Source organism: Rathayibacter sp. PhB179, assembly GCF_004345345.1.
Classification (GTDB): Bacteria; Actinomycetota; Actinomycetes; order Actinomycetales; family Microbacteriaceae; genus Rathayibacter; species Rathayibacter festucae.
Window position 1 is genome coordinate 610,038 of the sequence record NZ_SLVD01000002.1, and the last position, 12,800, is coordinate 622,837.

A 12,800-nucleotide genomic window follows, 5' to 3' on the forward strand; every position below is an offset into this window, starting at 1 on the left:
GCGAACCAGTCCCGCTCAGGCACGGACGCCTCCCGCAGAGCCGCCGACCGTCCTCCGCGGAACGCGGTGCCCGACCCGGGTGACGAGCTCGTAGTTGATGGTGCCGCACCAGCGCGCCCACTCGTCGACCGACGGAACTCCGGTGGTCGGGTCGCCCCAGAGCGTCACCGGGTCGCCGACCGCGACGGGAGCATCCCCGACGTCGACGACGAACTGGTCCATCGCCACCCGCCCGGCGATGCGGTGCCGGCGTCGACCGATCGACACCTCGGCAGTGCCGGAGGCGGCGCGCGGGATCCCGTCGGCGTAGCCGAACGGCACCAGCGCGAGCGTCGTCTCGCCGGACGCGCGGTAGGCGTAGTCGTAGCTGACGCCCGTCCCCGCGGGCACCCGCCGCACTCCCGCCACCCGCCCCTGCAGGGTCATCGCCGGCACCAGGCCGAGCCCGAGGGACGTCTCGTCGTCGAACGGCGAGAGCCCGTACACGCCGATCCCAGTGCGCACCTGGTCGAGCCGCGCCTCCGGCAGGCGGAGCGCCGCGGCCGTCGCGGCCAGGTGCACCAGCGGCGCCGGCGTCCCGTGCGCGCGCAGAACCTCCTCCGCGCGGCGCAGGAGGGCGAGCTGCGCGAGGTCCTCCTCGCGCGAGGTGTTGGAGAGGTGCGAGAACAGCCCGGTGAGCTGCAGCGAGCCGCGCGCCGCGTGCTGCACGAGGGACTGCGCGAGCGGCACCCACTCCGCCTCCGCCGCCCCATTGCGGCTGAGTCCGGTGTCGACCTTGAGCTGCACCGCCCCGCGCACGCCGCGGTCCTCGGCGGCCTGCGCGAGCCGGTCGAGCTGTCCGACCGAGGACACGGCGACCTCGATCCCGTGCTCGAGGGCGGTGTCGAAGTCCTGCTCGGGGTCGTGCAGCCAGCAGAGCACCGGCGCCAGGATCCCGGCCTCGCGGAGCGCGACCGCCTCGTCGAGATCGGCCGTGCCGAGCGCGTCCGCTCCGCCGGCGAGCGCCGCCTGCGCGACGGCGAGCGCGCCGTGCCCGTAGGCGTTCGCCTTGACGACCGCCATCAGCCGGGGCGCGGCCGTCAGCTCCCGGAGCCGCGCCGTGTTCGCCGCGACGGCGTCCAGATCGATCAGCGCCTCGCGGAAGGCGAGCGGCGCGATCACGACTCGGCCACCACGAACGCGCAGGCGACGCCGGCGTCGTGGCTCATCGAGAGGTGCACCCGCGCGATCCCGCGCGATTCCGCCGCCGCGCGCGCCGCGCCGTGCAGGACGAAGGACGGATTCCCGTGCTCGTCCCGCTCGACCACCATGTCGTGCCAGCGCGCGCCGGCCGAGTCGCCGAGCGCCTTGATCAGAGCCTCCTTCGCCGCGAACCGTCCCGCCAGCGAGGCCGTCGGCAGGTCGCGTTCGCTCTCGGCGAACAACCGCTCGCGGAGCCGGGGCGTGCGGGAGATCGCCCGCTCGAAGCGCGCGAGATCCACCACGTCCACGCCGATCCCGACGATCACGGCAGGGTCACTCGACCGTGACCGACTTGGCGAGGTTGCGCGGCTGGTCGACGTCGAGGCCCTTGGCCGAGGCGAGCTCCATCGCGAACATCTGCAGCGGCGTCACCGCGAGCAGCGGCTCGAACAGCGGGTCGGCCAGCGGGATCGGCACGACCTCGTCGGCGATCTGGATCGCGGCGGCGTCGCCCTGCTCGGCGATCGCGATCACCCGGGCGCCGCGCGCCTTGATCTCCTGGATGTTCGAGATCACCTTGCGCTGCAGCTCGTAGGACTCGCTCGGGCTCGGCACGATGACGAAGACGACCTGCCCCGGCTCGATCAGCGCGATCGGCCCGTGCTTGAGCTCGCCCGCGGCGAAGCCCTCGGCGTGGATGTAGGCGAGCTCCTTGAGCTTGAGCGCGCCCTCGAGTGCCACCGGGTAGCCGACGTGGCGGCCGAGGAAGAGCACCGCGCGGGTGTCCGCCATCCAGCCGGCGAGCTGGGCGATCGCCTCGGAGGCGTCGAGGACGCGCGAGAGCTTCTCGGGGATCGCCGCGAGCTGCGCGGCCTGCGAGGCGATCAGCTCGGGCGTGGCCGCGCCGCGCACCGCGGCCAGGTGCAGGCCGAAGAGGTAGAGCGCCGCGATCTGCGCGACGAACGCCTTCGTCGAGGCGACCGCGACCTCCGGGCCCGCGTGGGTGTAGAGCACCGCGTCGGACTCGCGCGGGATCGTCGCACCCTGGGTGTTGCAGACGGAGAGCGTCTTGGCGCCCTTCTCGCGGGCGTACTTGACGGCCATCAGCGTGTCCATGGTCTCGCCGGACTGGCTGATCGAGACGACCAGGGTGCGCGGGCTCAGCACCGGGTCGCGGTAGCGGAACTCGTGGCTCAGCTCGACCTCGACGGGCACGCGCGCCCACTTCTCGATGGCGTACTTGGCGACCATGCCGGAGTAGGCGGCGGTGCCGCAGGCGATCACGGTGATGCGGTCGATGTCGGTGAGGGTCGCGTCGAGCGACGCGAGCTCCGGCAGGACGATCGCGCCGTCCTGGATGCGGCCGAGGAGCGTCTTGGCGACCGCCTCCGGGCCCTCGCTGATCTCCTTGGCCATGAAGCTCGACCAGCCGCCCTTCTCGGAGGCGGAGGCGTCCCAGGCGATCTCGAACGGCTCGGTCTCGACCGCGTTGCCGAAGAAGTCGGTGACGGTCACCGCGTCGGGCGTGATGGTGACGATCTGGTCCTGCCCGATCGCGACCGCGCGGCGGGTGAACTCGACGAACGCGGCGACGTCGGAGCCGAGGAAGTTCTCGCCGTCGCCGAGGCCGATCACGAGCGGCGAGTTGCGGCGCGCGCCGACGACGACGCCGGGCTGGTCCTGGTGCAGCGCGAGCAGCGTGAAGGCGCCCTCGAGGCGCGCGACGACGGCCTGGAACGCGAGCACGAGGTCGCCGGTGCGGCGGTGCTCGCGGGCGATGAGGTGCGCGGCGACCTCGGTGTCGGTCTCGCTCTCGAAGACCGCGCCCTCGGCGAGCAGCTCCTCCTTGAGGGGCTGGAAGTTCTCGATGATGCCGTTGTGGATGACGGCGAGGCGCCCGTCGTCCGCGAGGTGCGGGTGGGCGTTGCGGTCGGTGGGGCCGCCGTGCGTCGCCCAGCGGGTGTGCCCGATGCCGGTGGTGCCCTGCGCGAGGGGGTGCGCCTCGAGATCGTCGACGAGAACGCTGAGCTTGCCGGAGCGCTTGCGGCTGTCGATCCGGCCGTCGGCGTCGATCACGGCCACACCGGCGGAGTCGTACCCGCGGTACTCCAGTCGCTTCAGTCCCCCGAGCAGCACGGCCAGGCTGTCGCGCGCGCCGACGTATCCAACGATTCCACACATGGGCTCGATCCTAATCGCGCGCGGGGGCGCTCCTGCGGCGACGGGGCCGAGCCGCGGCGGCCGCTAGGATCGTGCAGATGTCCTCGTCAGCTCGCGAACCCGGGCGCGAGGCGCACCCCTCCCCGTTCGTCGAGATCGTCCGCTCCGACTGGGCCGAGCTCGCCCGCAGCACCGAGCTGCCGCTGAGCGAGACCGAGGTCGTGCAGCTGCGCGGGCTGGGCGACCGGCTGAGCCTCACCGAGGTCGCCGAGGTGTACCTCCCGCTGTCCCGGCTGCTCACCCTCTACGCGGGCGGCGCGCGCCAGCTGCACCGGGCGACGAGCACCTTCCTCGGCGAGCGCGCGCAGCCCACCCCGTTCGTGATCGGCGTGGCCGGCTCGGTCGCGGTCGGCAAGTCGACCATCGCCCGCCTGCTCCGCGAGCTGCTCGCCCGCTGGGACGACACCCCGCGCGTCGAGCTCGTGACGACCGACGGCTTCCTCCTGCCGAACAGCGAGCTGGAGCGGCGCGGGCTGATGAGCCGGAAAGGCTTCCCGGAGTCGTACGACCGCCGCGCGCTCCTGCGCTTCGTCTCGGAGGTGAAGGGCGGGGCGGCCGAGGTGCGTGCTCCGTTCTACTCGCACCTCTCCTACGACATCGTCCGCGACGCCGAGATCGTGGTGCGGCGACCGGACGTGCTGATCGTCGAGGGACTGAACGTCCTGCAGCCGCCCGCGCCCGGGCACGGCCTCGCGGTCAGCGACCTCTTCGACTTCACGGTCTACGTCGACGCGCGGACGAGCGACATCGCGCGCTGGTACGAGGAGCGGTTCCTCGCGCTGCAGCAGGGCGCCTTCGCGAGCCCGAACTCCTACTTCCACCGCTACGCCTCGCTGACGCCCGACGAGGCGCGCGAGCGGGCCCGGAGCATCTGGTCCTCGATCAACGAGCCGAACCTGCTGCAGAACGTGCGGCCCACGCGCTCGCGCGCGAGCCTCGTCCTGCGCAAGCAGGCCGACCACACCGTCTCCTCGGTGCTCCTCCGCAAGATCTGACGCGGGGCCCCGGCGGCTGGTCTCGATACGCGCCTCCGGCGCTACTCGACCAGCATGGGAGGCGGCAGGTCTCGATACGCGCCTCCGGCGCTGCTCGACCAGCAGGCGGCGAGCAGGCCGAGTCATGACGTGCCTCGCCCAGCGAGCAGGCGGAATCATGCTGATCGAGTAGCCCCGCAGGGGCGTATCGGGATCCCCGGGCCAGCGGCGGGCGAGGCCGCTAGGCCGCGACGCGCAGCTGCTCGAGCACGACGGCCGCGAGGGACTCGGCCAGCCGGTCGGCGGTCTCCTTGGTGGAGGCCTCGACCATGACCCGCACCATCGGCTCGGTGCCGGAGGGCCGGAGCAGCACGCGCCCGCCGGTGCCGAGCTCGCGCTCCGCCTCGGCGATGGCGGCCGCGATGACGGCGTCGTCGTGCACGCCCTCGCGGTCGACGCCGCGGACGTTGACGAGCGTCTGCGGGAACACCCGCATCACCGAGGCGAGCTCGGCGAGCGACTTCCCGGTCCGCGCCACCTCGGCGGCGAGCTGGAGCCCGGTGAGGACGCCGTCGCCGGTCGTCGCGAAGCGGCTCATGATGACGTGACCCGACTGCTCGCCGCCGAGCGAGTAGCCGCCGTCGTTCATGGCCTCGAGCACGTAGCGGTCGCCCACACCGGTCTCGATCACGCGGATGCCGGCGTCGGCCATCGCGGTCTTGAGGCCGAGGTTGCTCATCACCGTGGCGACGAGCACGTTGTCGCGGAGGACGCCGCGACGGGCCATCGAGGTCGCGAGGATCGCCATGATCTGGTCGCCGTCGACGACGCGCCCCTCGGCGTCGACCGCGAGGCAGCGGTCCGCATCGCCGTCGTGCGCGATGCCGAGATCGGCGCCCGCCTCGCGGACCGCCTCGGCGACGTGGTCGAGGTGGGTCGAGCCCACCCCGTCGTTGATGTTGATGCCGTCCGGATCGTTGCCGATCACGGTGACGGTCGCGCCGGCATCCGTGAAGACCTCCGGCGAGATGCCCGCGGCGGCGCCGTGCGCGCAGTCGATGACCACGTGCAGTCCGTCCAGGCGGGTGCTGCCGAGCGAGCCGAGCAGGTGGAGGACGTAGCGGTCCTCGGCGTCGGCGAAGCGGCGGATGCGGCCGACGTCGGGGCCGAGCGGCGTGAGCGGCGGGACGCCGAGAGCCGCCTCGATGCGGTTCTCGAGCTCGTCCGGGAGCTTGCGGCCGCCGGCCGCGAAGAACTTGATGCCGTTGTCGGCAGCGGGGTTGTGCGACGCCGAGATCATCACGCCGAAGTCGGCGCTCTCGTCGGCGATGAGGTAGGCGGCGGCGGGCGTCGGGATCACTCCCGCGTCCAGCACGTCGACGCCGGCGCTCGCGAGGCCGGCCGCGACGGCGGCACCGATGAACTGGCCCGAGATCCGAGGATCGCGGGCCAGGACGGCGAGGGGCCGACGGCCCTCCGCCCGGGCGGCCGCACCGAGTACACGGGCGGCCGCCTGAGCGAGGCCGAGGGCCAGGTCGGCCGTGACGTCGCGATTCGCGAGGCCACGGACGCCATCTGTTCCGAACAGGCGCGGCATGATGCCAGTCCCCTTCTGAAGCTGCTGATCGGCGGCCACGGGGGCCGCAGCGACTAGCGCTTCGAGAACTGGGACGCCTTGCGGGCCTTCTTGAGACCGGCCTTCTTGCGCTCGATGACGCGAGCGTCGCGGGTGAGGAAGCCGGCCTTCTTCAGGATGGCGCGGTTGTTCTCGCGGTCGATCTCGTTCAGCGCACGCGCGATCGCGAGGCGGAGCGCACCGGCCTGGCCGGAGGGGCCGCCGCCGGTGATCTTCGCGACGACGTCGTACGAGCCGAGGAGGTCGAGGACCTTGAACGGGTCGTTGATCAGCTGCTGGTGCAGCTTGTTCGGGAAGTACTCCGCGAACTCGCGGGCGTTCACGGTCAGGCTGCCGGAGCCCGGGACCAGGCGCACGCGGGCGATGGCCTGCTTGCGACGGCCCACGGCTGCGCCGGAGACGTTGAGGACGGCGCGGGGCGTCGAGGACGCCTCGGTGGCCGGGCTTTCGGTGGAGTAGCTCTCGGGAGCCACGTCGATCTGGTCTGCGATCTTCGCCACGGTGTAGGTGATCCTTTGTCTTCGAAGTCTGGGGTGTCGGGGAGGGCCGGAGCCTACTGGGCGACCTGGGTGAAGGCGTACGCCTTGGGCTGCTGAGCCGCGTGAGGGTGCTCGGTGCCCGTGTAGACCTTCAGCTTGCGCAGCTGCGCACGACCGAGGGAGTTCTTGGGGAGCATTCCGCGGATGGCCTTCTCGACGGCGCGGATCGGGTTCTTCTCGAGGAGCTCGGCGTACGTGGTGGCCGTGAGGCCGCCCGGGTAGCCGGAGTGGCGGTACGCCTTCTTCTGGAGGAGCTTCTGGCCGGTGAGGGCCACCTTCTCGGCGTTGACGATGATGACGAAGTCGCCCATGTCCATGTGCGGCGCGAACGTCGGCTTGTGCTTGCCGCGCAGGAGCGCAGCGGCGTGGGTGGCCAGACGGCCGAGCACGACGTCGGACGCGTCGATGACGATCCAGTCGTGCTGGACGTCAGCCGGCTTCGGAGAAAAAGTGCGAGTCACGTGAGTGCTGCTTTCTGATCGGAGTGAGGAGTTCGTGAATCCCGCTCCGTGGCCGTTCGACCCGCGAGGGGGCCGAACCGATCCGGTGGAGGGCTCAACTTCGGGTGCCGGCACGCAGCCGAGAACACCAAGGGTCGACAGTACAGCAATCCGCACCGGAGCGGAAGCTCACGGGCTCGCCGCCGCGCTCCCCCGGGCGGTCGGGTCAGGAGTCGTCCTGCCCCAGCGCGGCCAGGACCTCGGTCGCCAGCTCCTCGAGCGGGGCCTGGCCGCCGACGTAGGAGCGGAGCGAGAGCAGCCGGTCCCCGGCGAGCACGACGACCGTGGCGGCCGGGTCGACCGCCGGGTCGCCGGCGCGGAAGAAGGCGGCGTCACCCAGCCCGCTCGGCTCGACGGGGGCCTCGGACTGCTGCGCGGCGACGTCGGCGGTGGTGGCGCCGGTCGCCGTCTGCAGGACGAGCGCGGCGGGGTTGCCCGCCATCGCCCAGGCGCAGCCCGAGCCCTGGTCCGAGGCGGTGACGAAGCCCTCTGGCAGCTCGAGGGCCGCTTCGATCGCCGTCACCGGCAGCACCGCGGCGCAGTCGAGGACCTCGACCGTCGCACCGGCGGTCGGCTCGGCCGCGGGAGTGGTCGGCACCGCGGTGGGCACGGCGGTCGGCGCGGTGGAGTCGACCGCGGCGGCGGGCGCCCGGTCCGGCACGTCGATCGCCGACGACGAGCAGCCGGCCAGCAGCAGCCCGGCCGGCAGGACGAGCGCTGCGACCAGCGCGCTCGCGCGGTGGTTCCTGCGGATCACTCGTCGTCCTCCCCCTGGGCGTCCCCGCCGGGCAGGGTGCGCTTCACCCGGGTGAGCACCGCCCGCTCGGCCAGTTCCGAGTCCTCAGGGTAATCGACCTCGCGCAGGATGAGGCCGCGCGCCGGCATGACCGCGAAGGCGTTCGTGCGGCGGGCGGCGTCGCGCAGCAGCGGGAGCTCGCCCGCCTCCAGCTTGCCGATCCCCACGGCCACGCAGGAGCCGACGAGGGCGCGCACCATGCTGTGGCAGAAGGCGTCGGCGCGCAGGTGGGCGTGCAGCACGCCGTCCTCGTCCCGCTCCCAGGTGAAGTCGAGGAGGCTGCGGATGGTGGTGGCTCCGACCCGCGCGCGGCAGAACGAGGCGTAGTCGTGCAGGCCGAGCAGCGACTCGGCCGCCTGCGCCATCATGCCCTCGTCGACCGCCTCGTTGATCCAGGTCGTGAAGCCGCGCTCGAGCGGCCGCCGCAACGAGGTGCGGTCGGCGAGCCGGTACTCGTAGCGCCGCCAGCGCGCGGAGAAGCGCGCGTCGAAGCCCTCGGGCGCCCGGGTCACCCGGTGCACGGACAGGTCCGAGTACTGACCGAGGATCCCCTGCAGCTTGCGCTGGAGCACGACCTCCGGCGCGACCTTCTCGGTCCCGGCCCGCGGGCTGCCGTTCAGCCGCGACCACTGCTGGGGCGTGAGGTCCAGGTGCGCCACCTGCGCGCTCGCGTGCACGCCGGCGTCGGTGCGGCCCGCGACGGTGACCACCGTCCGCTCCTCCGAGCGCAGCAGCACGCCGAGGGCGTCCTCGAGGACGCCCTGCACCGTGCGGAGGCCGGGCTGGAGTGCCCAGCCCGCGAAGTGGGTGCCGTCGTAGGCCAGATCGAGGCGGACGCGGTGGAGCACCCGACGAGTCTAGGTCGTCCGCCGGGCCGTTCCGGGTCGCCGGATCAGCCGGCCGAGAGCCGGACGCCGAGCGAGTCGAAGACGGCCACCGCCCAGTCGGCGAGGACGTCCTGGTCCCCGACGAAGGACTCGACGTGCAGCTCGTAGCCGCCCGCCAGGACGGCCAGCTGGGACGGCGTCGCCGCCGAGCCCTCGAGCCGGTAGGCCGCCTCCCCCAGCGGAGCCGGCACGGCGCCGACGGCCTCCCCCGCACCGGCGAACGTCTCCGCGAGCCGCGCGGGCCCGACGCTGACGAGGACCGCGGACGGATTGCCGGCGATGCCGTAGGAGCAGGAGTCCTCCGCCTGGACGAGCACGGCCGTTCCGGCGGGCAGTCCGACCGCCGTCTCGACCGCCGAGGCGGGCAGTGCCGCGGAGCAGTCCAGCTCGGGAGCCGGCGCGACGGTCGCAGCGGTCGCGCTGGGCACGGACTCGGGGGCGGCGACCGCATCCGGCGCCGTCGTGCCCGCCGACTCCGGCACGTCGACGACGCCCGCGGAGGAGCAGCCCGTCAGCAGAGCCGTCGCGGCGAGGAGCAGGACCGCATGGTGCGCGCGCACGGAACTCCTCCTGCTGGCCGACGAGGACGGGGGCCGGGGTACCGGACGCATCCCGACCCTCTGTCGGGACGATCCCGCCATCGTAAGCGACGTTCCGCGCCACCGAGTACGACGACGACCACCGCGCGGAACGACGAGAGCCCCCCGTCCCCGAGGGGGCGGAGGGCTCTCGAGACGTGCTCGGGACTACTTGGTCTCGGCGGTCGTCTCGACCGGTGCGTCCTCGACGGGCGCGTCCTGGACGGTCGCGTCGGCCTCGGTCGTGTCGGCGACGGGCGCCTCCTCGACAGTGGCGTCCTCGGCCGGGGCGTCCGCGACGACGGTCTCGTCCTCGACCGGAGCCGAGACGGGAGCGGCGCCGGTGCGCGACTTCTTGACCTTCGGCGTCACGGGCTCGAGGACGAGCTCGATGACGGCCATCGGGGCGTTGTCGCCCTTGCGGGGACCGATCTTCGTGATGCGGGTGTAGCCGCCCTCACGCTCGGCGACGAGCGGCGCGATCTCGGTGAAGAGCTCGTGCACGACGCTCTTGTCGCCGATGGTCGCGAGGACGCGGCGGCGGGCGTGCAGGTCGCCGCGCTTCGCGAACGTCACCAGACGCTCGGCGAGGGGACGCAGGCGCTTGGCCTTGGTCTCGGTCGTCTTGATGCTCTTGTGCGTGAACAGGGCCGCGGCCAGGTTCGCGAGCAGCAGACGCTCGTGTGCGGGACCGCCTCCGAGGCGGGGGCCCTTCGTGGGCTTGGGCATGGCTTTACTCCAGTACTAAAGGGGTGTCAGAAGGTCGAACGCCGGAGCGGAGACCTAGATGCTCTCGTCGTCGTAGCTGTAGAAGTGGGCGCCGTCGAACCCGGGGACCGAGTCCTTCAGCGACAGGCCCAGCTCCGTCAGCTTCTCCTTGACCTCATCCACCGACTTCTGACCGAAGTTGCGGATGTTCATGAGCTGCGTCTCCGAGAGGGCGACGAGCTCATTGACGTTGTTGATGCCCTCGCGCTTGAGGCAGTTGTAGCTGCGCACCGAGAGGTCGAGGTCCTCGATGGGCATGGACAGCTCGGTCGAGAGGACGGCGTCGACCGGCGCGGGGCCGATCTCGATGCCCTCGGCCGCGTTGTTCAGCTCGCGGGCGAGTCCGAACAGCTCGGTCAGCGTGCGACCGGCCGACGCGATGGCGTCGCGCGGCGTGATCGCCGGCTTCGACTCGACGTCGACGACGAGGCGGTCGAAGTCGGTGCGCTCGCCGGCACGGGTGGCCTCGACGCGGTAGGTGACCTTGAGCACGGGCGAGTAGATCGAGTCGACCGGGATCTGGCCGGCCTCGGAGAACTCGCTGCGGTTCTGGGTCGCCGACACGTAGCCGCGGCCGCGCTCGATGGTGAGCTCGAGCTCGAACTTCGCCTTGTCGTTCAGGGTCGCGATGACGAGGTCCGGGTTGTGGATCTCGACACCGGCCGGAGCCGAGATGTCGGCGGCGGTGACCTGGCCGGCGCCCTGCTTGCGCAGGTAGGCGGTGATCGGCTCGTCGTGCTCGGAGGAGACGACGAGTCCCTTGATGTTCAGGATGATCTCGGTGACGTCCTCGCGGACGCCCGGGACGGTCGTGAACTCGTGCAGGACTCCGTCGATCCGGATGCTGGTGACAGCGGCGCCGGGGATGGAGGACAGCAGGGTGCGACGCAGCGAGTTGCCGAGCGTGTAGCCGAAGCCGGGCTCGAGGGGCTCGATGACGAAGCGGGAACGGAACTCCGAGATGTTCTCCTCGGTGAGCGTCGGACGCTGTGCGATAAGCACTGTTGATTCCTTTCGATCACGTGTCCGCTATATGACACGTGCGTTTGCGAGTCTGAAGTTGTGAAAGAAATGCGCGATCCGCCGGCCGGCCTCACGTCGCGCTGGAGAGCGCTTCGTTCGGCCGGCCGACGGCTGCGAGTGCTGCGTTAGACGCGACGGCGCTTCGGCGGGCGGCAGCCGTTGTGCGCCTGCGGGGTGACGTCGTTGATCGAGCCGACCTCGAGGCCTGCGGCCTGGAGCGAGCGGATCGCGGTCTCGCGACCCGAGCCCGGGCCCTTCACGAAGACGTCGACCTTCTTCATGCCGTGCTCCTGCGCCTGACGCGCGGCCGACTCGGCAGCGAGCTGGGCGGCGAACGGCGTCGACTTGCGCGAGCCCTTGAAGCCGACTCCACCGGACGAGGCCCAGCTGATGACGGCCCCGGCGGGGTCGGTGATCGACACGATGGTGTTGTTGAACGTCGACTTGATGTGGGCCTGGCCCACAGCGATGTTCTTCTTCTCCTTGCGGCGCGGCTTGCGCGCGGCCGACTTGGGGGTAGCCACTTGTTATCTCCTCTAGGTCCGTGTCGCCCGCGTTACTTGCGGCCGGCCTTCTTCTTGCCGGCGACGGTGCGCTTCGGGCCCTTGCGGGTGCGAGCGTTCGTCTTGGTGCGCTGTCCACGGACCGGGAGGCCGCGACGGTGGCGGATGCCCTCGTAGGACCCGATCTCGACCTTGCGGCGGATGTCGGCGGCGACCTCGCGGCGGAGGTCTCCCTCCACCTTGTAGTTGCCCTCGATGTAGTCGCGGAGCGCGACGAGCTGGTCGTCGGTGAGGTCCTTGACGCGGATGTTGCCGTCGATCCCCGTGTCGCTCAGCGTCTTCAGCGCGCTGGTGCGGCCGACTCCGTAGATGTAGGTCAGTGCGACCTCCACGCGCTTCTCGCGCGGAATGTCTACTCCTGCCAGACGTGCCATGGTGGCTTCTCCTGTGAGTGAGTGGAGGTGTGAAGCAACGTCGGTGCCTCGGCCTCCGACCGAAGGTGTCCTCGCCGTTCACCCCGGGAGACCCGGGGCGCTGCGCGATTTCTGACGTTGCGGGGTGGTGTGTTGCCGTGCTGCTGGGCGGTTTCCCGCCCGCGCTCCTCGCAGGAGCGCCGGGAGTCCCGGAGGACTAGCCCTGGCGCTGCTTGTGGCGGGGGTTGCTGCTGCAGATGACCATCACGTTGCCGTGGCGGCGGATGATCTTGCAGTGGTCGCAGATGCGCTTGACGCTGGGGTTGACCTTCATTGTTCTGTTCCTTGTTTTCGCTGGCGTCGTGCTCCCGGCGGATGCCGGGGCCGTTCCTTACAGGACACGCACGTCGCGAACTGAGCGGAGCGAACGTCTACTTGTAGCGGTAGACGATCCGGCCGCGGGTCAGGTCGTAGGGGCTGAGCTCCACGATCACGCGGTCCTCGGGGAGGATGCGGATGTAGTGCTGACGCATCTTGCCCGAGATGTGGGCGAGAACCTTGTGTCCGTTGGTGAGCTCCACGCGGAACATCGCGTTGGGGAGCGCCTCGACAACCGCACCTTCGATTTCGATGACACCGTCTTTTTTGGCCATAGCCTCACTGTCGTTCGGAAGTAGTGTGTGTACTGGTCGTGCGAATGCTTCCGCGACGATCCTCCCCCCGGGCGGAGCCCGGGGAGCGGTGCGCGGGCGTGCCGGAGCACGCGCAAACACCAAGGGTC

The 12,800-nt window shown here is 71.4% G+C and carries 16 protein-coding genes; 1 reads left to right on the top strand and 15 read right to left on the bottom strand.

The features are described from left to right. Positions 1–15 precede the first annotated feature (15 nt). Genes alr through glmS form a run of 3 tightly spaced genes read right to left on the bottom strand, consistent with a single transcriptional unit; the run spans position 16 to position 3,363 of the window. Positions 16–1,161 (bottom strand): alanine racemase, encoded by a 1,146-nt coding sequence (gene alr / locus EDF43_RS06625; RefSeq protein WP_132436027.1) that lies wholly within the window; start codon positions 1,159–1,161, stop codon positions 16–18. Next, positions 1,158–1,508, bottom strand: a complete 351-nt coding sequence (locus EDF43_RS06630) for a holo-ACP synthase (RefSeq protein WP_123445078.1) — start codon at positions 1,506–1,508, stop codon at positions 1,158–1,160. Before EDF43_RS06630 ends, alr begins: the two co-directional genes overlap by 4 nt. A 7-nt stretch (positions 1,509–1,515) precedes the next feature. Next, positions 1,516–3,363 carry a glutamine--fructose-6-phosphate transaminase (isomerizing) gene (glmS, locus tag EDF43_RS06635; RefSeq protein ID WP_132436028.1) on the bottom strand — a complete coding sequence of 616 codons (1,848 nt, stop codon included), beginning with the start codon at positions 3,361–3,363 and terminating at the stop codon, positions 1,516–1,518. 77 nt (positions 3,364–3,440) lie between these two features. Here glmS and coaA point away from each other — a divergent pair, with 77 nt between their 5' ends. Then, the gene (coaA, locus tag EDF43_RS06640; RefSeq protein ID WP_123445076.1) at positions 3,441–4,397 is read left to right on the top strand and encodes a type I pantothenate kinase; all 957 of its coding nucleotides are present in this window, start codon (positions 3,441–3,443) and stop codon (positions 4,395–4,397) included. 220 nt (positions 4,398–4,617) lie between these two features. Here the strand turns inward: coaA and glmM are convergent, their stop codons facing one another. From glmM to infA, 12 genes are all read right to left on the bottom strand, one after another. Beyond that, entirely contained in the window at positions 4,618–5,973 is a 1,356-nt protein-coding gene (gene glmM, locus EDF43_RS06645; RefSeq protein WP_123704625.1) for a phosphoglucosamine mutase, read from the bottom strand. Positions 5,974–6,026: 53 nt separating this feature from the next. Next, complete coding sequence (gene rpsI / locus EDF43_RS06650) at positions 6,027–6,512, bottom strand: 30S ribosomal protein S9 (RefSeq protein ID WP_123445075.1); 486 nt, start codon at positions 6,510–6,512, stop codon at positions 6,027–6,029. A gap of 53 nt (positions 6,513–6,565) precedes the next feature. Continuing rightward, positions 6,566–7,012, bottom strand: coding sequence for a 50S ribosomal protein L13 (rplM, locus tag EDF43_RS06655; protein WP_123445074.1), 447 nt, complete (start codon positions 7,010–7,012; stop codon positions 6,566–6,568). A 205-nt stretch (positions 7,013–7,217) separates the two neighbouring features. Further along, positions 7,218–7,808, bottom strand: coding sequence for a hypothetical protein (locus tag EDF43_RS06660; RefSeq protein WP_132436029.1), 591 nt, complete (start codon positions 7,806–7,808; stop codon positions 7,218–7,220). Continuing rightward, the gene (locus EDF43_RS06665) at positions 7,805–8,695 is read right to left on the bottom strand and encodes a tRNA pseudouridine synthase A (RefSeq protein ID WP_132436030.1); all 891 of its coding nucleotides are present in this window, start codon (positions 8,693–8,695) and stop codon (positions 7,805–7,807) included. Before EDF43_RS06665 ends, EDF43_RS06660 begins: the two co-directional genes overlap by 4 nt. Positions 8,696–8,739: 44 nt before the next feature. Continuing rightward, on the bottom strand, positions 8,740–9,294 hold the full coding sequence (locus tag EDF43_RS06670; RefSeq protein WP_132436031.1) for a hypothetical protein: 555 nt from the start codon (positions 9,292–9,294) through the stop codon (positions 8,740–8,742). Positions 9,295–9,480: 186 nt separating this feature from the next. Continuing rightward, positions 9,481–10,041, bottom strand: a complete 561-nt coding sequence (gene rplQ, locus EDF43_RS06675) for a 50S ribosomal protein L17 (protein WP_123445070.1) — start codon at positions 10,039–10,041, stop codon at positions 9,481–9,483. A gap of 54 nt (positions 10,042–10,095) precedes the next feature. Next, on the bottom strand, positions 10,096–11,082 hold the full coding sequence (locus EDF43_RS06680; protein WP_123445069.1) for a DNA-directed RNA polymerase subunit alpha: 987 nt from the start codon (positions 11,080–11,082) through the stop codon (positions 10,096–10,098). A 146-nt stretch (positions 11,083–11,228) separates the two neighbouring features. After that, positions 11,229–11,627, bottom strand: a complete 399-nt coding sequence (gene rpsK / locus EDF43_RS06685) for a 30S ribosomal protein S11 (RefSeq protein ID WP_056037257.1) — start codon at positions 11,625–11,627, stop codon at positions 11,229–11,231. 32 nt (positions 11,628–11,659) lie between these two features. Next, a complete protein-coding gene (gene rpsM, locus EDF43_RS06690) occupies positions 11,660–12,040 on the bottom strand; it encodes a 30S ribosomal protein S13 (protein ID WP_056037260.1) in 381 nt (126 codons plus the stop codon). A 196-nt stretch (positions 12,041–12,236) separates the two neighbouring features. Next, positions 12,237–12,353, bottom strand: a complete 117-nt coding sequence (gene rpmJ, locus EDF43_RS06695) for a 50S ribosomal protein L36 (protein WP_055787164.1) — start codon at positions 12,351–12,353, stop codon at positions 12,237–12,239. Positions 12,354–12,450: 97 nt separating this feature from the next. Beyond that, the gene (gene infA, locus EDF43_RS06700) at positions 12,451–12,672 is read right to left on the bottom strand and encodes a translation initiation factor IF-1 (protein WP_022883252.1); all 222 of its coding nucleotides are present in this window, start codon (positions 12,670–12,672) and stop codon (positions 12,451–12,453) included. Positions 12,673–12,800: the final 128 nt, after the last annotated feature.

Excerpts from the sequence above, each read along its gene's own strand:
- glmS (WP_132436028.1), bottom strand. The coding sequence starts at position 3,363 with ATGTGTGGAATCGTTGGATACGTCGGCGCGCGCGACAGCCTGGCCGTG.
- coaA (WP_123445076.1), top strand. The coding sequence starts at position 3,441 with ATGTCCTCGTCAGCTCGCGAACCCGGGCGCGAGGCGCACCCCTCCCCG.
- glmM (WP_123704625.1), bottom strand. The coding sequence starts at position 5,973 with ATGCCGCGCCTGTTCGGAACAGATGGCGTCCGTGGCCTCGCGAATCGC.
- rplQ (WP_123445070.1), bottom strand. The coding sequence starts at position 10,041 with ATGCCCAAGCCCACGAAGGGCCCCCGCCTCGGAGGCGGTCCCGCACAC.
- rpsM (WP_056037260.1), bottom strand. The coding sequence starts at position 12,040 with ATGGCACGTCTGGCAGGAGTAGACATTCCGCGCGAGAAGCGCGTGGAG.
- rpmJ (WP_055787164.1), bottom strand. The coding sequence starts at position 12,353 with ATGAAGGTCAACCCCAGCGTCAAGCGCATCTGCGACCACTGCAAGATC.
- infA (WP_022883252.1), bottom strand. The coding sequence starts at position 12,672 with ATGGCCAAAAAAGACGGTGTCATCGAAATCGAAGGTGCGGTTGTCGAG.